17 protein-coding genes are annotated in these 20212 nt (G+C 74.1%); 1 reads left to right on the forward strand and 16 read right to left on the reverse strand.

Annotated features, from left to right (window positions below; translation table 11 throughout):
• Nucleotide 1: 1 nt before the first annotated feature.
• Nucleotides 2-790 carry a DUF1707 SHOCT-like domain-containing protein gene (locus tag ACQEU6_RS14325; protein ID WP_499332205.1) on the forward strand — a complete coding sequence of 263 codons (789 nt, stop codon included), beginning with the start codon at nucleotides 2-4 and terminating at the stop codon, nucleotides 788-790.
• A gap of 34 nt (nucleotides 791-824) precedes the next feature.
• Here ACQEU6_RS14325 and ACQEU6_RS14330 read toward each other — a convergent pair whose 3' ends face one another.
• The 16 genes from ACQEU6_RS14330 to ACQEU6_RS14405 all read right to left on the reverse strand — a co-directional run bounded on the left by ACQEU6_RS14330 (nucleotide 825) and on the right by ACQEU6_RS14405 (nucleotide 20188).
• On the reverse strand, nucleotides 825-2243 hold the full coding sequence (locus tag ACQEU6_RS14330) for a hypothetical protein (RefSeq protein WP_499332207.1): 1419 nt from the start codon (nucleotides 2241-2243) through the stop codon (nucleotides 825-827).
• A 153-nt stretch (nucleotides 2244-2396) separates the two neighbouring features.
• Complete coding sequence (locus ACQEU6_RS14335) at nucleotides 2397-3308, reverse strand: DivIVA domain-containing protein (protein ID WP_499332209.1); 912 nt, start codon at nucleotides 3306-3308, stop codon at nucleotides 2397-2399.
• A gap of 57 nt (nucleotides 3309-3365) precedes the next feature.
• The gene (locus ACQEU6_RS14340) at nucleotides 3366-3662 is read right to left on the reverse strand and encodes a YggT family protein (protein ID WP_499340190.1); all 297 of its coding nucleotides are present in this window, start codon (nucleotides 3660-3662) and stop codon (nucleotides 3366-3368) included.
• 21 nt (nucleotides 3663-3683) lie between these two features.
• The gene (locus ACQEU6_RS14345; protein ID WP_089312294.1) at nucleotides 3684-4220 is read right to left on the reverse strand and encodes a cell division protein SepF; all 537 of its coding nucleotides are present in this window, start codon (nucleotides 4218-4220) and stop codon (nucleotides 3684-3686) included.
• A 105-nt stretch (nucleotides 4221-4325) separates the two neighbouring features.
• Nucleotides 4326-5030 carry a YggS family pyridoxal phosphate-dependent enzyme gene (locus ACQEU6_RS14350; protein ID WP_499340192.1) on the reverse strand — a complete coding sequence of 235 codons (705 nt, stop codon included), beginning with the start codon at nucleotides 5028-5030 and terminating at the stop codon, nucleotides 4326-4328.
• Nucleotides 5031-5092: 62 nt separating this feature from the next.
• The gene (pgeF, locus tag ACQEU6_RS14355; protein WP_499332212.1) at nucleotides 5093-5821 is read right to left on the reverse strand and encodes a peptidoglycan editing factor PgeF; all 729 of its coding nucleotides are present in this window, start codon (nucleotides 5819-5821) and stop codon (nucleotides 5093-5095) included.
• The gene (gene ftsZ, locus ACQEU6_RS14360; protein ID WP_499332214.1) at nucleotides 5818-7269 is read right to left on the reverse strand and encodes a cell division protein FtsZ; all 1452 of its coding nucleotides are present in this window, start codon (nucleotides 7267-7269) and stop codon (nucleotides 5818-5820) included. Before ftsZ ends, pgeF begins: the two co-directional genes overlap by 4 nt.
• Nucleotides 7270-7600: 331 nt before the next feature.
• Nucleotides 7601-8368 (reverse strand): cell division protein FtsQ/DivIB, encoded by a 768-nt coding sequence (locus tag ACQEU6_RS14365; RefSeq protein ID WP_499332217.1) that lies wholly within the window; start codon nucleotides 8366-8368, stop codon nucleotides 7601-7603.
• 133 nt (nucleotides 8369-8501) lie between these two features.
• A complete protein-coding gene (gene murC / locus ACQEU6_RS14370) occupies nucleotides 8502-9941 on the reverse strand; it encodes a UDP-N-acetylmuramate--L-alanine ligase (RefSeq protein ID WP_499332219.1) in 1440 nt (479 codons plus the stop codon).
• Nucleotides 9938-11032: an undecaprenyldiphospho-muramoylpentapeptide beta-N-acetylglucosaminyltransferase gene (gene murG, locus ACQEU6_RS14375; RefSeq protein WP_499332221.1), complete on the reverse strand. Its 1095-nt coding sequence runs from the start codon at nucleotides 11030-11032 to the stop codon at nucleotides 9938-9940. The genes murC and murG overlap by 4 nt, the downstream gene beginning before the upstream one ends.
• A gap of 40 nt (nucleotides 11033-11072) precedes the next feature.
• Entirely contained in the window at nucleotides 11073-12329 is a 1257-nt protein-coding gene (gene ftsW, locus ACQEU6_RS14380; protein ID WP_499332223.1) for a putative lipid II flippase FtsW, read from the reverse strand.
• A gap of 2 nt (nucleotides 12330-12331) precedes the next feature.
• Complete coding sequence (gene murD / locus ACQEU6_RS14385; RefSeq protein ID WP_499332225.1) at nucleotides 12332-13795, reverse strand: UDP-N-acetylmuramoyl-L-alanine--D-glutamate ligase; 1464 nt, start codon at nucleotides 13793-13795, stop codon at nucleotides 12332-12334.
• Entirely contained in the window at nucleotides 13777-14835 is a 1059-nt protein-coding gene (gene mraY, locus ACQEU6_RS14390; RefSeq protein WP_499332227.1) for a phospho-N-acetylmuramoyl-pentapeptide-transferase, read from the reverse strand. Before mraY ends, murD begins: the two co-directional genes overlap by 19 nt.
• Nucleotides 14832-16229, reverse strand: a complete 1398-nt coding sequence (locus ACQEU6_RS14395) for a UDP-N-acetylmuramoyl-tripeptide--D-alanyl-D-alanine ligase (protein WP_499332229.1) — start codon at nucleotides 16227-16229, stop codon at nucleotides 14832-14834. The genes mraY and ACQEU6_RS14395 overlap by 4 nt, the downstream gene beginning before the upstream one ends.
• Entirely contained in the window at nucleotides 16226-17800 is a 1575-nt protein-coding gene (locus ACQEU6_RS14400; protein ID WP_499332231.1) for a UDP-N-acetylmuramoyl-L-alanyl-D-glutamate--2,6-diaminopimelate ligase, read from the reverse strand. Before ACQEU6_RS14400 ends, ACQEU6_RS14395 begins: the two co-directional genes overlap by 4 nt.
• 81 nt (nucleotides 17801-17881) lie before the next feature.
• Nucleotides 17882-20188 (reverse strand): penicillin-binding transpeptidase domain-containing protein, encoded by a 2307-nt coding sequence (locus tag ACQEU6_RS14405; RefSeq protein ID WP_499332234.1) that lies wholly within the window; start codon nucleotides 20186-20188, stop codon nucleotides 17882-17884.
• Between the last annotated feature and the right edge of the window lie 24 nt (nucleotides 20189-20212).

Genomic DNA, 20212 nt, shown 5'->3' on the forward strand with positions numbered 1-20212 from the left:
CGTGAATCTTCCCGAGCCGTCCGGTTCCGAGCCGCCCGCGCGTCCGTCCCCCACGAGCATGCGCGCGTCGGACGCCGATCGCGACGAGGTCGCCGACCGCCTGCGCGAGGCCCTGGCCGAGGGGCGCATCACGCCGGAGGAGCACGCCGAGCGCATCGACGTCGTCTACAACGCCAGGACCTACGCCGAGCTGGAGCCCGTGCTCAGCGACCTGCCCTCCCAGCACGCGCCGCGACCGCGGGTCGACCTGCGCAAGGAGCAGGCGGTCCCGCCCCCGCCTCCGCAGTCGCCGCACCTGGTGGCGGTGTTCAGCGGGACGGAGCGCAAGGGGCGCTGGCTGGTCGAGCCGACCACCACCGTCATCTGCGTCTTCGGCGGCGCGGAGCTGGACTTCCGGCAGGCGGTCCTCAGCCAGGGCGAGGTGACCCTCTCCGTGACCTGCCTGTTCGGCGGCGTGAACATCGTGGTGCCGCCCGGCGTGCGGGTCGTCGGGTCCAACTTCGCGGTCTTCGGCGGCACCGATCTCCCCGAGGACGACACCGGGGATCCGGACGCGCCCGTCATCCGGCTGACCGGGGTGCTGCTGTTCGGCGGCATCTCGGTCGAGCGCAGGGCCGTGGGCGAGAAGCGCGGCCGCAACCGGCAGCGGGAGCGCCACCAGGTCCTTCGCGAACACCACGAGCTGCATCGCGAGCACCGCGAGGAGCTGCGGCGGATGCACCGCGAGCGGCGCGACGCGCGCCGGGACCGCCTCCGCGAGCTGCGCGACGAGCGGCACCGCGGCCGCTGACCCCGGACGGCTCGGCCGCCCGGCCGGGCCCGGGTCAGTCTCGGGCGTGCTCGCGGTCGGGCTGGCAGACCAGGCAGGGCGTGCAGCCCCGGGCCTTGGCCTCCGCGCGCGACAGCGACTCCAGGTCGTCGGCCTCGTCGCCGATGTCCTCGATGAGGGCGCAGTCGACGCGGTGGTAGCGCTTGGTGCCGCTCAGGATGCGGACCTGCGGGCCGTCGTCGGCGGGCTCGTCCGCCGCGTCCCCGGCGGGCGGCTCGGGCTCCCCGGCGAGCTCGGCGTCGGACGGCTCGTGCCCCGGCGCGGGGACGTCCTCCGCGTCGGCGCCGCGGAACGGCGCGGTACCGAGGTCGACGGTGACGTCCGGCGGCGCGGATTCGGTCGCAGCGCCCCGTTCCGCGCCGCGCAGGTCGTCGGCCTCGGCGTCGGCGTCTTCGGCCTTCTGTGAAGGCTTGGGCGCTTCCTCGGCGGTGTCACCGGACGCGAAGAGGCCCGCGACGGGCATGTCGGTGCGGGTGGGCGCGGCCGTGCCCCGCTTCCGGGCGCCCGCGTCCTCGGTGCTGCGGTCCTCGGTATTGCGGTCCTCGGTCTCGTCGGCGGTGTGCTCGCCGGTCCGCGGAATCTCGGCAGTCGCGTCGAAGGCGCCGGGCTTGTCGAACGCAGCCGGCTCGTCGAACGCAGCCGGCTCGTCGAACGCAGCCGGCTCGTCGAGCGCACCCGGCTTGTCGAACGCACTGGGCCTCTCGAAGGCGCCGGGCTCGTCGAAGGAGGTGGGGGCGGGCTTGGCGAGGCCCGCGAGGCCGCTCTCGGATCGCTCGGCGGCGGGCTTGCGGTTCGCGGGTTCGGCCGCCGCGACCTTGCCCGCGCCGGAGGGAACCGGCGCCGACGCAGCGGCGCGCGCCGCCAGTGCGGTGTCGGGCATGCAGGCGGTGCAGGGGCTGAACCCCTCCTCCTTGGCCTCGGCGTAGGTGAGCTCCTCGGTGTCCCGGCCGGCGAGTTGCCGGCAGGTGTCGAGGTGGTAGCGCTTGCGGCCGCGGACGACGAACACCAGCGCGTCGTCGGGGACGTCTACGGCGGGGGCGGGGATCTCGACCTCGTCGTCGGCCGGATCGGCGGGGGGCTCGGCCGCCGCGGCGTCCTGGGCGTCCTTGGCCGGAGCGGGCGCGACCGGGGCGCTCTCCGCGCGCTTGGCCCGCTTGTCCTTCCTGGCTTTCTGCGCCTTCTTGCCCGGCCGGGCCGGGCCCGGGGACGCACCCGCGCCGAACAGTTCCTTGCGCCGCAGGAACACCCCGATGGCCAGGCACAACGCGGAGACGATGCTGACCGCGATCGAGATGTAGATCACCACCAGGGCGTCCAGGCCGAAGACCTGCGCACTGTCTCCGTTGCCCGCGACGATTCCCGCTACCAGCAGGGCGATCGCCACCACCACGAGAACGCCACTCAGGATGATCACAGGGTCACTCCCACTCGTTCAGACCGCTAGGCTCCGGGCCGCGCGAGAAGGCCGGCGGCCGGCCCAGGGCACGACCGCCCGGCGCCGCGGGGATGGCGGCGCGCCATCCCCGGCGCGGCGATCGAAACGACACTATCGCCTGAGGCCTCCGTGTCAGCGCCTGTCGTGCGGCGGGTTGTCGCCGCCGGAGTGGAAAGCGCCCGTCGCCGAGTGCTGGACCTGCTGGGCGTGCTCGGGCGCGGGGAACGTGCCCGGCGCCGGCGCGACGCCGCCGTTGCGGTTCTCGGCGTGGGGCAGAGCGTTCTGCGGACCGGGCTGGACCGGGCTCTGCTGCGTCTGCACAGGAGCCGCGCCCGGGACGGCCGCGAACGCGCCGGTCTCGGTGCTGCCCGCCTCCAGGTCGCGCAGCTGGCCCTCCAGGTAGACCTTCAGGCGGCTGCGGTACTCGCGCTCGAAGGCGCGCAGGTTGTCGACCTCGCGCTCGAGCTCCTCGCGCTGCTGCACGAGCGAGCCCATGACCTGGCGGTGCCGCTCCTGGGCGTCGCGGTCGAGGGCCTCGGCGCGGGAGCGGGCCTCGCTGACGATCTGGTCGGCCTGCCGGCGGGCCTTGCCGAGGATCTCCTCGGCCTCGCGGCGGGCGCGGCCGAGCGTCTCGTCGGCCTCGCGGCGGGCGTCGGCGATCGCCTGGTCGGCGGTCTGCTGCGCGAGCGCGAGCACGCGGGCCGCGGTGTCCATGTTGTCCTCGCCGCTCGGGGCGGGGGAGGACATGCCGAGGCCGCCGAGGACGGGCTCCGGCTCGGGCTGCGGCTGCGGCTCGGGGCGCGGCGGCTCGGGGATCTTCTGGATGTCCGGCTTGGGCTCCACGATGGGAGCGGCCATGGCGGGAACCTTGCCGCGCAGGCACTCGGCCAGTTTGGCCCGCAGCTCCTCGTTCTCCTGGATGAGGCGGTCGAGCTCCGCCTCGACCTCGTCGAGGAAGGCGTCCACCTCCTCCTCGTCGTACCCCGGCCTCAACCTGGTGGTACTGAACTGCTTGTTCCGCACATCGGCGGGTGTCAGCGGCATGTTCTCGTCTCCTTGGCGCGCTTGGAGTCTGTCCCCGGAGGACGGTATCCGATCGACCTAACCTCCGCCGAATATGGAGCCGACGAAGACGACCAAGACCCAGACCACAAGGATGAGGACTGTGAAGCTGAGGTCCAGGGCAACGTTACCCAGCCGGATGGGCGGGATGAAACGCCTGAGGAGTTTCAGCGGAGGATCGGTGACCGTGTAGGTCACCTCAGCGATCACCAGCACCACCCCGGTCGGCTTCCATTGCCGGGCGAACGACTGCAGGACCTCCAGGACCAGCCTTCCGATCAGGAACAGCAGGAAGAGGTACAGGACGCCCTGCAGGACGGATCCAACGATGTTCACGGACACTCTCGCATGCGACTCTCAGCTCTGGTTGAAGAACCCACGTTCCGCCATCCGGGCCTTGTCCTCCGCCGTCACCTCGACGTTGACGGGCGACAGAAGGAACACCTTGTTGGTAACACGCTCGATGCTGCCGTGCAGGCCGAACACGAGACCCGCGGCGAAGTCGACCAGGCGCTTGGCGTCGCTGTCGACCATCTCGGTCAGATTCATGATCACCGGCGTGCCCTCCCGGAAGTGCTCCCCGATCGTCCTCGCCTCGTTGTAGGTCCTCGGATGCAGCGTAGTGATACGCGCAAGGTCGGTGGTACCGGACTCGTACAGGGCCACGGACCGTCGCTCGATGGTCGACGTGGAGTGATGGTCGCGATCGCGGTCCGACGCCTCTTCGGCTCGGGTAAGCTGACCGCCGGATTCGTCATCGCGACGTCGGCCCTGCCCGGTGTCGGTCTCCTCGTCGTAGACCTCGTACTCGTCGTATTCGCCGTACTTGTCGTCGTAGCGATCGTCCTCCACAAGGCCGAGGTAGACCGCCATCTTGCGCATCGCGCTGGCCATACGTCCCTCCGTGTCCTGTGGCCTCGGCGCCGGGCGCGTCCGGCCCCGCCGTTGGACTGATCCTTCGTGGCGTTCCGCGTTCAGGCAGGTACCACTGGGGGGACATTACCTGACGATTGCCCGTCGGCCGCCGAGCAACGCCGTACCGATCCGCAGGTGTGTCGCGCCGCACGCGATCGCCTGCTCCAGATCGCCGCTCATACCCGCACTGACGATCCGCGCGCCCGGATGGTTCCGCCTCATGCGCTCCGCCGTCTCCGCCAGCCGGGCGAAGGCGGGCAGCGGGTCCTCGCCGAGGGGCGCCACGGCCATCACGCCGCCGAGCTCCAGGCCGGGGGCGGCGGCGATCTCGTCCGCCAGCCCGGGGACGTCGCCGGGCACGGCCCCGCCCCGCTCCCCCACCTCGCCGCTCCTGCCCGTCTCGTCGAGGGAGACCTGCACGAGGCAGCGGAGCGGGCGGCCGGTGCGGGCTGCGCCCTCCGCGAGGGCCGTGACCAGCCGCGAGCGGTCCACGGAGTGCACGACGTCGGCGTAGCCGGCCACCGCGCGCGCCTTGTTGGTCTGGAGCCGCCCGACGAAGTGCCAGGTGAGCGGGAGGTCGGCGCAGTCGGCGGCCTTCGGGCGGGCCTCCTGGTCGCGGTTCTCCCCGACCTCGGTGACGCCCAGCTCCGCCAGCAGCCGCACGTCGGACGCGGGGAACGTCTTGGTCACCGCGATCAGCGTGATCTCGTCCTCGGTCCGGCCGGCGGCCGCGCACGCGGCGGCGATGCGCGTCCGGACGTCGGCCAGGCACTCGGCGATCTCGGCCAGCCGCTCGGCCGCGGCGCGGTCTCCCGCCGTGCGGTCCTCGGCGGGGGTGTGGTCCCGGTCGGTCACGTGCCTTCCTTCAGCCAGACAAATCCAGCGAAACGGCCGGTGCGCCCCTCGCGGCGGTAGGAGAAGAGGCCCGGGTCCTCGATCGTGCAGCGGCCGTCGGCGGTCACGCGGGTCACCCCCGCGGACGCGAGCTGCTCGGCGACGCCGGCGCGGATGTCGAGGCCGGGGGTGCCGCCCGACGTGGTGGCGTAGGCGGCGGGGACGGCGGCGGCGACCTGGTCCCGCATCTGCGCGGGGACCTCGTAGCAGCGGCCGCACGCGGCGGGCCCGATGGCGGCGGTCATCCGGGCGGGGTCGGCGCCCCGCTCGCACATCGCCTTCACCAGGGCCGGGACGACCCCGGCGGCCGTCCCGGGACGGCCGGAGTGGGCGGCGCCGACGACCCCGGCGGCCGCGTCGGCCAGCAGGACGGGCGCGCAGTCGGCGACGAGGACGGCGAGGGCGAGCCCGGGCACGGTCGTGACGACGGCGTCGACCGGGCCGGGCAGCTCGGTCGAGTCGGCGAACGCGACGCCGGCGCCGTGCACCTGACGCATGAAGACGGTGCGCGCGGGGTCGGCGCCGAGCGCGGCGGCGGCGCGCCGCCGGTTGTCCAGGACGGCGGCCGGGTCGTCGCCGACCGCGCCGCCGAGGTTCAGGGAGTCGAAGGGGGGCCTGCTCACGCCGCCGGCGCGGCCGGTGAAGCCGGCGCCGACGCCGTCGCCCAGGGCGACGGGGGCGATCACTTCAGGAAGTCGGGGACGTCGAGGTCGTCGTCCTCGTCGAACACCACCGGACGGCGGCGCTGCCCGGAGGCGGGGCCGCCGTCGTTCTCTCCCGCGTGCACGCGGGGGGAGGGCTGCTCGGAGGGCGGGCGGGGCGCGGGGGCGCGCGAACCGCCGGGCTCGCCGCCGGAGTCCCGGTCGGCGGGCGGGCCCGGCTGCCCGGACGAGCCTTCGGGCCGGGGCTGCTCACCTCGACCGGCGGACCGGTCGTCCTGGGCCCGCACCGGCGGCTGCGCCCGGTCGCCTTCCGGCCGCTGCTGCGCGGGGGCCGGGGGCGGCGGCGCGGCGGCGGCCTGCGCCACCGACTGCTGCTGCGCGGTCGGCTGCCCCCCCGGGGGCTCGGACCGCCCGACCCGGCTGGGGATCGGGTTGGCCGGCGCGGGCGGGGACGCGGGAGCCGGAACGGGACGCGGGGGCGGGGGAAGCCGCTTGCTCTCCGGTTCGGGGACCGGCTTGGCCGGACGCCCCTCGTCGAACCCCGCCGCGATCACCGTGACCCGGACCTCGTCGCCGAGCGCGTCGTCGATGACCGCGCCGAAGATGATGTTGGCGTCGGGAGCGGCGGCGTTGGACACCAGCTGCGCCGCCTCGTTGATCTCGAACAGCCCGAGGTCGGAGCCGCCGGAGATGGACAGCAGCACGCCGTGCGCGCCGTCGATGCTGGCCTCCAGCAGCGGGCTGGAGATCGCCATCTCGGCGGCGGCGACCGAGCGGTCGTCGCCGCGCGCCGAGCCGATGCCCATCAGCGCCGAGCCGGCGCCGGACATCACGGACTTGACGTCGGCGAAGTCGAGGTTGATCAGGCCCGGGGTGGTGATCAGGTCGGTGATGCCCTGGACACCGGACAGCAGCACCTGGTCGGCGGCCTTGAAGGCGTCCAGCACGCTGACCTGCCGGTCGGAGATCGACAGCAGCCGGTCGTTCGGGATGACGATGAGGGTGTCGACCTCGTCGCGCAGCGTCTCGATGCCGGCCTCGGCCTGCATCGCGCGGCGCTTGCCCTCGAAGCTGAACGGGCGGGTGACGACGCCTATCGTCAGGGCGCCGAGCGAGCGGGCGATGTTGGCGACCACGGGCGCGCCGCCGGTGCCGGTGCCGCCGCCCTCGCCGGCGGTGACGAACACCATGTCGGCGCCCTTGAGGACCTCCTCGATCTCCTCCCGGTGGTCCTCGGCGGCCTTGCGGCCGACGTCGGGGTTCGCCCCGGCGCCGAGGCCCCGGGTGAGCTCGCGGCCCACGTCCAGTTTCACGTCGGCGTCACTCATCAGCAGCGCCTGGGCGTCCGTGTTGATCGCGATGAACTCGACGCCCTTGAGTCCCTCTTCGATCATCCGGTTGACGGCGTTGACGCCGCCGCCGCCGATGCCGACGACCTTGATGACCGCGAGGTAATTCTGCGGTGCTGCCACGACGAGGGGCCTTTCCGCTCTCTCCGACCGCCCTGCCCGGTCTGCCGACCGTGCCGCCGCGGTGTTCCCGACCTGTGTTCCGGACCGTGCTCTTCGAGCTGTGTTCTCGAGCTGTCGTTCTTCGAGCTGGTTTGTGAAGCCTGCCGCGAGGCCCCGCGCGAGCGGGGTAAACCCTCACCCTCAACTTGAGGCTTACAGTTATGTCAACCTGAGGACTGATACGGACAGTAGGGCGGCCTTACCGCCAGGGTCAACTAACCTCCCCCGAACTCGACCGGCGTGTCGCGGACCGCCCGCCCCCGCAGGTCCCCGCCCGTGGCGCGGGCGGACCTCATTTCGTCTTGAGGACCTCCGGCGAGCTGACGTCGACGGTGCGCACGGCGCGCCCCGCCGCCGTCCGCCGCACGGCGTCCAGCAACCTGATCTTCTCGTCCGTCCGCTCCGCCGCGCCCCACTCCACCGTCTGACCGCCCTCCATGTAGAGGGTCACCGCCTCCGGGCCGCTCGCCTCCACCTCGGTGAGCTTCCCGCTGAGGCGCTCGGGCAGGGCCGACAGCACGGACAGCGCCGCCAGGGTCGCCCGGTCGGACGGCCCGGCCGAGGCGACGGTGAGCAGGGGCACCCCCGCCGGGCGGGCCTCCTCGTCGGCGACGGTCACGCCGTGCCGGTCGAGCAGGTGGTAGCGGCCGCCGCCGCGGAACACCGCGACCGGCTCGCGCTCGTGCACGACGATCCGGACCGTCCCCGGCCAGCGCCGCTCGATCTCCGCCGACTCGACCTCGCGGAGCCGCTCGACGCGGTCGCGGACCGCGCCGGTCCTGAGCCGCACCATCGGCGTGCCGAGATCGATCGCGGCCGCGGCCACCACCTGGTCGGCGGACGCCAGCCGGGTGCCCGTCACCTCGACGTGCCGCACCACCAGCAGCCTCGACCCGAGCAGGACCCAGGACACCGCGCCGAGCGCGCCGACCACCAGGAGGGTGACGAACACCACCTTCCAGCGGTTCGCGCGGCCGCGCCCGCCCGGCGCCGCGGCCTCCGGCTCCGGATCGTGCTCCGGCTCCGGCGTCCCGCGGCGGCCCGTCTGCGCCTCGGTCATGGCCCAAGCCTGACAGTGATCCCCGCTTCCGCCGCCCACCGCGCGGGCGGCGGCGTGTCACGCCCCGTCCCCCGGCGCGCCGCGCGCCCCGGCCGGTCCGATCCCCTTGGCAAGCCCGATCCCCCCGACGGGCCTACGTCCCCGACGGGCCCTGCGGCTCGGCGAGGCGCTCCAGGACGAGCGGGCCGAGCTGCGTCACGTCCCCGGCGCCCAGCGTGATGACGACGTCGCCGGGGCGGGCGAGCGACGCCGCGATGCCGGGCACCGCGTCCCGCTCGGGCGCGTAGACGGTCTCGGTGCCGGCCGGGACGGCGCCCGCGACCAGCGCGCCCGTGACGCCGGGCTCGGGGTCCTCGCGGGCGCCGTAGACGTCCAGGACGACCGCGACGTCGGCGAGGCCGAGCGCGGCGCCGAACTCGGCGGCGAAGAAGCGGGTGCGGCTGTACAGGTGCGGCTGGAAGACCGCGACGATGCGGCCCGGCCCGGCCGGGCCCGCGCCCTTCTCCCCCAGGTAGTCGCGGGTGGCGTCCAGGTCGGCGGTCAGCTCGGTCGGGTGGTGGGCGTAGCTGTCGAACACCTCGACGCCGCCCGCCTCGCCCTTGCGCTCCAGCCGCCGCATCGCGCCGCCGAACGCGGCGAGGCCGTCGCGCACGGGCGCGTCGTCCAGGCCGAGGGAGCGCGTGACCGCGATGACGGCGGCGGCGTTGAGCGCGTTGTGCCGCCCGGGCACCGCCAGCCGGAACTCCCCGTCGCCCTCGATCTCGAAGCGGGAGCCGAGGCCGCGCGGCGTGAACCCGGTCACGCGCAGGTCGGCGCCCTCGGCCTCCCCGTAGGTCAGCACGGTCAGGCCGCGGGCCCGCGCCCGCTCGGCCATCTCCATCGCGACCGGGTCGTCGGCGCCGGCGATGAGGGTGCCGCCCGGCTCGACCCGGTCGACGAAGCGGGCGAAGTTCTCCTTGACCTTCTCGAAGCCGCCGTAGTTGTCGAGGTGGTCGGCCTCGACGTTGGTGACGACCGCGATGCGCGGGGTGTACATGAGGAACGAGCCGTCGCTCTCGTCGGCCTCCGCGACGAACACGTCGCCGGCGCCCTCGTCGGCGCCGAGGCCGGTGGTGACGAGCTGCCCGCCGATGCAGTAGGACGGGTCGGCGCCGGCGTGCTGGAGCGCCACCGTCAGCATCGAGGTGGTGGTGGTCTTGCCGTGCGTGCCGGCGACCGCGACGGCCCGGCGGCCCGCCATCAGCGAGGCGAGCGCGGCCGAGCGGTGCAGGACGCGCAGGCCCCGCGCCCGGGCGGCGACCAGCTCGGGGTTGGTGTCGCGGATCGCCGTCGACACCACGACGGTGTCGGCGTCGCCCACGTGCGCGGCGTCGTGCCCGACGAACACCTTCGCGCCGAGGTCGCCGAGCTGGGTGAGCAGTTCGGAGTCGCGGGCGTCGCTGCCGGACACGGCGATGCCGCGCCGCAGCATGATGCGCGCGACGCCGGACATCCCGGCGCCCCCGATCGCGATGAAGTGGACCCGGCCGAGATCGGCGGCCGGCGCCACCTCCCCCGGGTCGATCAGGCTCATCGGGCGGCGCCCGCGGAGCGGACCACTTCGTAGACCATCTGGGCGAGCGCGACGTCGGCGTCGCGGCGGCCCATCCGTCCGGCGGCCTCCGACATGTGCGCGACGCGGGCGGGGTCGGCCAGCACCGGCAGCAGGTGCCGGGCGATCCAGTCCGGCGACAGCTCGGCGTTGTCGACCAGCATGCCGCCGCCCGCCGCGACGATCGGCTCGGCGTTCAGCCGCTGCTCGCCGTTGCCGATCGGGAGCGGGACGTAGACCGCCGGAAGCGCGACCGCGGCCAGCTCGGCGCAGGTCATCGCGCCCGCGCGGCACATCGCCATGTCGGCGGCGGCGTAGGCGAGGTCCATCCGGTCGCAGTAGGGGATCGTGACGTACTGCGGGCCGCCGGCCGCGGGCTCGGGCTCCTCGGTGTTCTTCGGCCCGACGATGTGCAGCACCTGGATGCCCGCCTGCCGGAAGTACGGCGCGGAGGCCACGGCGGCCTGGTTCAGCGAGCGGGCGCCCTGCGAGCCGCCGAAGATCAGCAGCGTGGGCAGGTCGGGGAGCAGCCCGAAGTAGGAGCGGGCCTTGTCCCCCATCGCGAGCCGGTCCAGCGCCGCGATCTCCCGGCGCAGCGGGATCCCCACGAACCGGGCGTTCGGCAGCGGCGAGTCGGCGTGCGACACCGCGACGTGCTCGGTGAAGCGGGCGCCGAGCTTGTTGGCCAGGCCGGGCTTCGGATTCGCCTCGTGGACGATGATCGGGACCTTGCGCTTGCGCGCCGCGAGGTAGCCCGGGGTGGCGACGTAGCCGCCGAAGCCGACCAGGATGTCGGCCTGGGCCTGGTCGAGGACGGAGGCGGCCGCGTTGATCGCCCCGCGCAGCCGGCCGGGCACCGACAGCAGCTGCGGGGTGAGCGTGCGCGGCAGCGGCACCGGCGGGATCAGGGCGAGCTCGTAGCCCCGCTGCGGGACGAGGCGGGTCTCCAGGCCCCGCTCGGTCCCGAGGCAGACGACCCCGGTGTTCGGGTCGTTGCGGCGCAGCGCGTCGGCGAGCGCCAGGGCGGGCTCGATGTGTCCGGCGGTGCCGCCGCCGGCCAGGACAACCCTCATGTCCGTTGACAACTCCTCAGCGTGTTGTGAAGGGGGGATTTCAACGCCGTGCCAGACCCAGCCAGCTTAGAGCCCTCACGACCGGTCCGGGACCCCGTGCGGAGAGTGCCTGCCGCGCGCCGGGCTCGCGCTTGGCGAACGCGAGCAGCATGCCGAGCGCGAACAGGGTCGGGATGAGCGCCGATCCCCCGTAGGACACGAGCGGGAGGGGGATCCCCGTGATGGGCAGGACGCCGATGACCGCGCCGATGTTGACGATGGCCTGCACCACCAGCCACGCCGTGGCCCCCGCGGCGGCGAGCCGGGTGAACGGGTCCTTCACGCGCCTGGCGATCCGCAGGCCCGCGTAGGCGAGCAGGCCGATCAGGCCCAGCACGACGAGGGTCCCGACGAGGCCGAACTCCTCCCCCACGATCGCGAAGATGAAGTCGGTCTCGGCGTGCGGCAGGTAGTCCCATTTCGCGCGGCCCTCACCGAGGCCCGTGCCGAACAGGCCGCCCGAGGCGACCGCGAACAGCCCCTGCGTGCCCTGGTAGTTCGTGGTGAGCTGGTTGCCGGACGGGTCGAGGAACCCGGTGAGCCGCTGCATCCGGTACGGCTCGACGACGATGAGGATCGACACGAGCAGGCACACGAGCCCCGCGATGCCGACGAACAGCCGGCCGGGGGCGCCGACGACCCACAGCAGCGCCAGGAAGATCGTCAGGAGCACCAGCGTGGTGCCGAGGTCGCTGCCCAGCATCACCAGCAGGACGAGCACCCCGGCGCCCGGCATCAGCGGCACCAGCAGCGGCCGCCACTCGGTGAGCTGGCCGAGCCGGTCCTTGCGGGCCAGCAGGTCGGCGCCCCACAGCACGAGGGCGAGCTTGGCCAGCTCGGACGGCTGGATCTGCACCGGGCCGAGGTCGACCCAGCGGGTCGCGCCGCCCGCGCTGCGTCCGAGCCCGGGGACGAGCACCATCGCCAGCGCGACGACCGACAGCAGCAGCAGCGGGTAGGCGAGCGCGCGGAACGTCTTCACCGGCAGCCGGGACGCCAGCCACATGCCGGGCAGTCCGATCGCGACCCACACGGCCTGCTTCTGGAACAGCGTGTACGCCGAGCCCGTCGCCTGGAGCTGCTTCACGCTGGAGGCCGACAGCACCATCGTCAGGCCGAGCGCGAGCAGCATCACCGAGCAGCCCAGCACCAGGTAGTAGGAGGTGAGGGGACGGTCGAGCAGCCCGACGGCGGCGACCACCTGCTCCCGCGGCCCCGGACGCCGGGCGGCGCCGTCCTCCCCGGCAGCGGTGGTCATCGTTACCGGGCGTCCCGGGAGAGGCGCTCGACCGCCGCCATGAAGGCGTCTCCGCGTGCCGGGTAGTTGGCGAACATGTCGAAGGAGGCCCCGACGGGAGCGAGCAGCACGGTGTCCCCGGGCCGGGCGAGGCCGGAGGCGTGGGCGACGACGCGGTCCATGGCCCCAGTGTCGGTGTCGGGGACGTCGACCACGGGGACGTCCGGGGCGTGTCGCGCGAGCGCCTCGGCGAGCCGGTGCCGGTCGCGTCCCATCAGCACGGCGCCGCGCAGCCGCCCGGCGCACGTGCGCACCAGGTCGTCGACCTCCAGGCCCTTCAGGAGGCCGCCGGCGATCCAGACGACGCTGTCGTAGGCGGCGAGGGATGCGGCGGCGGCGTGCGGCTGGGTGGCCTTGGAGTCGTTGACGTAGGCGACGCCCGCGACGTCGGCGACGTGCTGGATGCGGTGCGGGTCGGGGACGAACGCCCGCAGCCCCTCGCGGACGGCCTCGGGCGGCACGCCGAACGCGCGGGCCAGCCCGGCGGCGGCGAGCGCGTTGGCGACGTTGTGCGGCGCGAACGGCCGCACGTCGCCGAGCGCGGCCAGTTCGGCGGCCTGGCTCGCGGGGTCGTCGGTGAAGGCCCGGTCGACCAGCAGGTCCTCCACCACGCCGAGCTCCCCGGGGCGCGGCACCCGGAGGGTGAAGCCGACCCGCCGGGACACCCCCCGCGCGCGCTCGGCGAGCGCCGCGGAGGTGTCGTCGTCGGCGTTGTACACGGCGACGCAGCCGGGGGCGAAGATCTTGGCCTTGGCGCCGACGTAGGCGTCCATGGAGCCGTGCCAGTCGAGGTGGTCGGGCGCGACGTTCAGCACCGCGGCCGCGTACGGGGCGATCGAGCCCGACCAGTGCAGCTGGTAGCTCGACAGCTCCACCGCCAGCACCTCGAAGGGCTCGGGCTCCTCCTCGGGGGACGGCTCCCCGGGCTCCCCGGGGGCGCCCGCGACGGCCTCCACGATCGGCGTCCCGACGTTGCCGACGGCGAGGGCCCGGCGGCCGGCGGCGGTGAGCATGCAGGCCAGCATCCGCACGGCGGTGGTCTTGCCGTCCGTCCCGGTGATGGCCAGCCAGGGCGCCGCGCCCTCGGGGCGGAGCCGCCACGCCAGCTCCACCTCACCGATGATCTCGATGCCGGCCGCGGCCGCCGCGGCGAGCAGCGGCGCGTCCGGCCGCCAGCCCGGCGACGTCACGACGAGGCCGGTGCCCGCCGGGAGCGACTCGCCGTCGCCGAGCCGGACCGCGACGCCGCGCGCCTCCAGCTCGGCGGCGTGCCCGCGCTGCTCCTCGCCGTCGCGGGCGTCCACGATGGTGACGCGGGCCCCGCGCGCGGCGAGGACGCGGGCGGCGGCCCGGCCGGACACGCCGAGCCCGGCCACGCACACGCTCAGGCCGTCCCAGGGGCGATCGCTCACTTCTTCGGCATCCATTCCAGGTAGAACAGGCCGATGCCGATCGCCACGAACGTCGCGGACATCAGCCAGAACCGCACGACGATGGTGGTCTCGGCCCAGCCCGACAGCTCGAAGTGGTGCTGCAGCGGCGCCATCTTGAACACGCGTTTCTTGGTCATCTTGAACCCGCCGACCTGGATGATCACCGACAGCGTGATCATCACGATCAGCCCGCACAGGATCGCCAGGAGCAGCTGGGTGCGGGTGAGGATCGCCAGGCCGACCAGCACGCCGCCGAGGGCCAGCGAGCCGGTGTCGCCCATGAAGATCTTCGCGGGCGGGGCGTTCCACCACAGGAACCCGAACACGCCGCCGAGCACGGCCGCGGCGACCACCGCGAGGTCGAGGGGGTCGCGGACGCTGTAGCAGTTGGGGGCGAGGGCGGCGGCGCAGCTGTTGCGCAGCTGCCAGTTGCCGATGATGACGTAGGCGGCCAGCACCATGCCGGCCGGGCCCGCCGCCAGGCCGTCCAGCCCGTCGGTGAGGTTCACGCCGTTGGACATGGCCGCGATGAGCAGCAGCGCCCACACCACGAACAGGTACGGGCCGATCGAGGGGCCGAAGTCGCGCAGGAAGGAGATGTGGGGGTCGGCGGGGGTGACGTCGTAGCCGTTGGGGAAGTTCAGCGATCCGACCGCGAACACGACGCCGACGAGGACGATGCCGATCATCTTGGCGCCGCTGCGCAGGCCGAGGCTGCGCTGCTTGAACACCTTGATGTAGTCGTCCACGAACCCGACGAGGCCGAGGCCCGTCATCAGGAACAGCACCAGGATCCCCGAGATGGTGGGGACCTCCCCGGTGAACAGGTGCGCGGCCGCGTAGCCGACGAGCGAGCCGACGATGAAGACCGTCCCGCCCATCGTGGGGGTGCCGCGCTTGTTCAGGTGGGCCTCGGGCCCCTCGTCGCGGATCATCTGGCCGTAGCCGAGCCGGTTGACGATGCGGATCCACACCGGCGTGCCGACCATCACGAAGATCAGCGCGATCCCCGCGGCGATGATGATGTTGGTCATCGGCCGCCCTCCGCGAGGATCGCCTCGGCCACCCGTTCCAGGCCGGCCACGCGGGAGCCCTTCACCAGCACGACGTCCCGCGGCGCGAGCCGCTCCCTGAGCACGGTCACCGCCGCGCCGACGTCATCCACCTGTACGCACTCTCCCGTCCATGACGCCACCTGCCCGGCCCCTTCGGCCATCGCCGCCGCGTTCGCACCGACCACCACGAGTCCGGCGATCCCGCTGCGCGCGACATGCTGCCCGATCCTGGCATGTTCCGCCACGGACGAGTCACCTAGTTCGGCCATCTCGCCCAGGACCGCGTAGGCGCGGCGGCCGCGGGACAGATGGACGAGCGTGTCGATCGCGGCGCGGGTCGAGTCGGGGTTGGCGTTGTAGGCGTCGTTCACCACGGTCACCCCGTCGGGCCGCTCGGTGACCTCCATCCGCCACCGGCTGACCGGCACGGCCGCCGAGAGCGCCTCGGCGATCCCCCCGGTCGCGAGCCCCGCCGCCCGCGCGGCGGCGGCCGCGGCCAGCGCGTTCGGGACGGCGTGCGAGCCGTGCAGGCGCAGCCCGACCCGCGCCGCGCCCTCCGGCGTGACGAGGGTGAAGCGGGCCCGGCCCTGCTCGTCGAGGACCTCGTCCTCGGCGCGGACCGCGGCGCCCGGCGAGCGGCCGAACGTGACGACCTCGCCCCTGGTCCGGGACGCCATCGCGCTCACCAGCGGGTCGTCGGCGTTGAGGACGGCGGTGCCGCCCGGCGGCACCGCCTCCACGATCTCGCCCTTGGCCAGGGCGATGTTCTCCCGGCTGCCGAACTCCCCGACGTGGGCGGTGCCGACGTTCAGCACGACGCCGACGTCCGGGCGCGCGATCCCGGTCAGGTAGGCGATGTGGCCGATGCCGCGGGCGCCCATCTCCAGCACCAGGTGGCGGGTGGCGGCGCCGGCGCGCAGCACGGTGAGCGGCAGCCCGATCTCGTTGTTGAACGAGCCGGGCGGGTAGACCGTCGGGCCCGCGCCGCTCAGGACCTGCCCGATGAGGTCCTTGGTGGAGGTCTTGCCGGCCGAGCCGGTGACCGCGACGACCGTCACGTCCGGCAGCCGCTCCAGGACGGCCCTCGCGAGCCGTCCGAGCGCCTCCTGGACGTCGTCGACGACCACGCACGGGCCGTCCACCGGGCGCTGCGCGAGCACGCCCGCCGCCCCGGCCGCGAGGGCCCCGGCCGCGAAGTCGTGCCCGTCCGCGCGGTCGCCCTTCAGCGCCGCGAACAGCGCGCCGGGCTCCACCGCACGGGAGTCGATCACCACGGGACCGTCCACCACCGGGCCGTCCGGCACCGGGTCCGGCGGCCCGTGCCGGGTCCCTCCCGTGATCTCCGCGATCGTCGACAGCGGAAGTGGGATCACGCCTGCGTCCCGTCCCCTCTTGTCCCTTGTCCATGGTCCCGGAGCGCGTCCGCGCGGCGCCGGAGCGCGGCGCGCACGACCTCCCGGTCGTCGAACGGGTGCACCTCGCCCGCCGCGTTCTGGCCCTGCTCGTGCCCCTTGCCCGCGACGACGACGACGTCGCCGCGGCGGGCGCGGCCGACGGCCAGGTCGATCGCGGCGGCGCGGTCGGGCTCCACGACGATGTGCGCGCGCTCCGGCTGCGGCACCTTGAGCCCGCCCTCGACCATAGCGGCAAGGATCGCCAGTGGATCTTCCGACCTCGGATTGTCGTTGGTGAGGTACGCCATGTCGGCGAGGCGCGCGGCGGCCTCGCCCATGAGCGGCCGCTTGCCGCGGTCGCGGTCGCCGCCGCAGCCGATCACCACCGCGAGGTCGCCCTCGGTGACGGGCCGCAGCGCGTTCAGCACGGCCTCGACCGCGCCCGGCTTGTGCGAGTAGTCGACGAGGGTCACGAAGTCCTGCCCCTCGTCGACCCGCTCCAGCCGCCCGGGGACGCCGGGCAGCGAGGCCACCCCCCGGACCGCCGCCTGCAGCGGGATGCCCGCCTCCACGAGGGCGACGATCGCGGCCAGGGCGTTGGCGACGTTGAACGGCCCGGCGAGCCGGACCTCGCCGTCGGCCTCGATGCCGAGGGGGCCGACGACGCGGAACACGCTGCCGTCGGCGCCGACGCGCACGTCCTCGGCCCGCCAGTCGGCCGCCGGGTCCCCGGTCGGGGAGAACGTCGTCGCCGGGACCGTGGCGATCTCCAGCAGCTCCCGGCCGTAGTGGTCGTCGAGGTTGATCACGCCGACCCGCGAGTACTCGGGCGTGAACAGCCGCGCCTTCGCGAGGAAGTAGTCCTTCATGGTCGGGTGGTAGTCGAGGTGGTCCTGGGACAGGTTCGTGAACACCGCGACCTCGAAGCGGGCCCCGCCGACCCGTCCCTGCACGAGCGCGTGGCTGGACACCTCCATCGCGGCGGCGCCGACGCCGCGCTCGCGCATCATCGCCAGCAGCGCGTGCAGGTCGGTGGCCTCCGGCGTGGTGAGCGCGCTCGGCACCCGGTCGCCGCCCACCCGGATCTCGACGCCGCCCACCAGGCCCGTCTCGATCCCGGCGGCGCGCAGGCCCGCCTCCAGCAGGAACGCCGTGGTCGTCTTGCCGCTGGTGCCGGTCACGCCGATGAGGGTGATGTCGCGCCCGGGCTCGCCGTACACCCACGACGCCGCGTCGCCGAGCCGCGCACGGACGTCCTGCGTCACCAGGACGGGAAGGCCCGTCGCCGCGGCCCGGTCGTACCCGTCGGGGTCGGTGAGGATCGCCACGGCGCCCGCCTCGGCGGCCTGGGCGGAGAACTGGGCGCCGTGCGCGCGGGCGCCGGGCAGCGCCGCGTAGACGTCGCCGGGCAGCACCGCCCGCGAGTCGTGCGTGATCCCCGTGGCGGACACCGCGTCCCCTGCGGCTCGCCCGTCCCATCCGTCCTGTCCGATTCCAAGGAGCGCCGCGAGTCCGCTCAGCGGACGAGCCGGGTTGGTGGTGGGCCGCATGGCGTTTCTTTCGTTGCTGACGGTACGGGACTGGTGGGACACGGATGGTGGACTCACAGGCGAGGAGGGTACTCGCTGCGATCAGTCGCGGGCGCGGATCTCGATGATCGGCGGCCTGCTCCCCGTCGGCGGGATCTTCTCGGACTGAAGCGCGAAGCTCATCACGTCCTTGAAGACCGGCGCCGCCGCATCGCCACCATAGTGGCTCCCGCTCCTCGGATCCTGCAGGACGACCTGCACCACCAGGCGCGGGTCGTCCGCGGGCGCGAACCCGGCGAACGAGGCGGTGTAGCCGCCGCCGTCGTAGCAGCCGCAGCGCGGATTGACGATCTCGGCGGTGCCGGTCTTGCCCGCGACGCGGTAACCCTTGATCTGGGCCTTCGGGGCGGTGCCCTCCTTCGTCGTGACGCCCTCCAGCATGTCGCTGATCTGCCGGGCCGTCTTCGCGCTGATGACCTGCCTGCGCTCCGGCGCGGGCGCCGGGGTGAACCTGTCGTGCTCCCCGACGGTGCCCGCGACCAGGTTCGGCGCGACGCGGACGCCGCCGTTGGCGATCGTCGAGTACACGCTCGCCATCTGCACCGCGTTCACCGAGACCGTCTGCCCGAACGCGATCGGGTACCGGTCGGTGCCCGACCACTTGGCCGGCGGCTCCAGCAGGCCCGCCGTCTCCCCGGGCAGCGGCAGGCCGGTACGGCTGCCGAACCCGAAGTCGCGCAGCGTCTGGTAGAGCTGCTGCGGGCCGATGCTCTCGCTGGCCATGATCGTGCCGACGTTGCTCGACTTGGCGAGCACGCCGGCGAACGTGAGCCGCTCGGGCCGGTGGCCGTGCGAGTCGTGGAACACCACGTCGTACTTCTTGATCTTGTCGGGGACGGTGTAGGGCGTCTGCGGGGTGACGCCGCCGTGCTCCATGACGGCCGCGGCGGTGACGACCTTGCCGGTGCTGCCCGGCTCGTAGGCGTCCTGCACCAGGGGGCTGCCCCAGCGGGACCGGTCGGAGTCGGCGTAGTCGTTCGGGTCGAACCCCGGCGCGGACGCCATCGCGAGCAGCCGGCCGGTGCGCGGGTCCATGACGATCACGGTGCCGCTCTTGGCCCCGGTCGCCTTGACCTGCTGCTCGATCGCCTGCTGCGCCTTGAACTGCAGGTCGCGCTGCAGCGTCAAGCGGACCCCGCTGCCGGGCACCGACGGGCGCTTCTGGTCCTCGCCCATGGGGATGTGCTGGCCCTCGGGGCTGATCTCGACCCGCTGCCAGCCCTCCTTGCCGGCGAGCACGCCGTTCAGCGAGCTCTCCAGGCCGGCGGCCCCGCTCCCCGTGTCGTTCACGAAACCTATGACGCTCGCGGCCAGCGAATCGTTGGGGTATTCCCGGCGGTATTCCGGCAAAGTGCCGATGCCGAGGAAGTTCCACGAGCTGACCAGGCGCGCCTGGTCGGGACGGACCCCGTGCGCGAGGTACACGAACCTCGTCTCGGGCTTGCTGATCTGCTTCAGCAGCGTCGCCGGGTTCAGCCCGAGCGTCGGGGCGAGCGCGTTGACGATCGGCTGCCGCTTGTCCGCCTTGATGAGCGAGGGGTCCGCGAAGATCGCGCGGGCCTCCACCGTCATGGCGAGCGGGTTGCCCTGCGCGTCGGTGATGTCGCCCCGCACGGCGGGCAGCTTCAGCTCCCGCATCCGCTGCAGCATCGCCTGCTCGGTGTACTGCCCCGAGTCGATCGTCTGGAGCTGGACGAGCCGCCCGGCGAACAGCGACAGCACGAACGCGACGACGAGCAGCCCGACGTTGAGCCGCTTGAGCGGGTCGCGCCGGTGGAAGGGGACCCGGGACCGCGGGGGACGGCCGGGCGGCGGGCGCCGTCCGGAACCGCCGCCGGGGCGCGGGACGCGAGGGCCCGCGCCGTCCGTCTTCGGCGCGCCCTGGGCGTCGCGGGCCGTGCGGGCCTCGGTGGCCGTGCCCCTGGCGGGCGCCTTCTTCCGGGTGGAGCGCTTGGTGGCCGTCGCCGCGCCGCCCGTCCGCCCGCTCGGCTTCTCCTTCTTCTCTTTACGCGCGGTGTCCTTGCGAGCGGTGTCCTTGCGAGCGGTGCTCTTTCGCGCCGTGTCCTTCGACGCCGTGTCCTTGCCCGGGGCGTCCTTGCGGGGGGTGGGGACCATGCCGCTGCGCGCGGGACGGCGGGCGCCGCCGCCCTTGGCGCCCGTCCGTCCCGCGCCGTCCGCCCGTCCCGCGGGGGGGACGCGGCGTGCCCCCGTCTGACGCCCGGACGCGCGCGCCGCGCCCGGGCCGCTCCTGTCGTCCCGCCCGGCCGCGCCCCGGGGACCGCGCCCGTCCGAGCCGCGCCTGCGGCCGGGGGGCGGCCCGGCGGGACCGCGTCCCGGGCCCTTCGTCACCGTTCCACCCGCTCCCCGCAGTGC

Origin of the sequence: Spirillospora sp. CA-108201 (assembly GCF_050936235.1) — a bacterium.
Classification (GTDB): domain Bacteria; phylum Actinomycetota; class Actinomycetes; order Streptosporangiales; family Streptosporangiaceae; genus Spirillospora.

Bases quoted from the DNA above. Each gene is read 5' to 3' on its own strand.
- mraY (WP_499332227.1), bottom strand. From the start codon at position 14,835: ATGACCAACATCATCATCGCCGCGGGGATCGCGCTGATCTTCGTGATG.
- ACQEU6_RS14365 (WP_499332217.1), bottom strand. From the start codon at position 8,368: ATGACCGAGGCGCAGACGGGCCGCCGCGGGACGCCGGAGCCGGAGCAC.
- ftsW (WP_499332223.1), bottom strand. From the start codon at position 12,329: ATGACCACCGCTGCCGGGGAGGACGGCGCCGCCCGGCGTCCGGGGCCG.
- murC (WP_499332219.1), bottom strand. From the start codon at position 9,941: ATGAGCCTGATCGACCCGGGGGAGGTGGCGCCGGCCGCCGATCTCGGC.
- ACQEU6_RS14335 (WP_499332209.1), bottom strand. From the start codon at position 3,308: ATGCCGCTGACACCCGCCGATGTGCGGAACAAGCAGTTCAGTACCACC.
- ACQEU6_RS14400 (WP_499332231.1), bottom strand. From the start codon at position 17,800: ATGCGGCCCACCACCAACCCGGCTCGTCCGCTGAGCGGACTCGCGGCG.
- ACQEU6_RS14345 (WP_089312294.1), bottom strand. From the start codon at position 4,220: ATGGCCAGCGCGATGCGCAAGATGGCGGTCTACCTCGGCCTTGTGGAG.
- murG (WP_499332221.1), bottom strand. From the start codon at position 11,032: ATGAGGGTTGTCCTGGCCGGCGGCGGCACCGCCGGACACATCGAGCCC.
- murD (WP_499332225.1), bottom strand. From the start codon at position 13,795: ATGGATGCCGAAGAAGTGAGCGATCGCCCCTGGGACGGCCTGAGCGTG.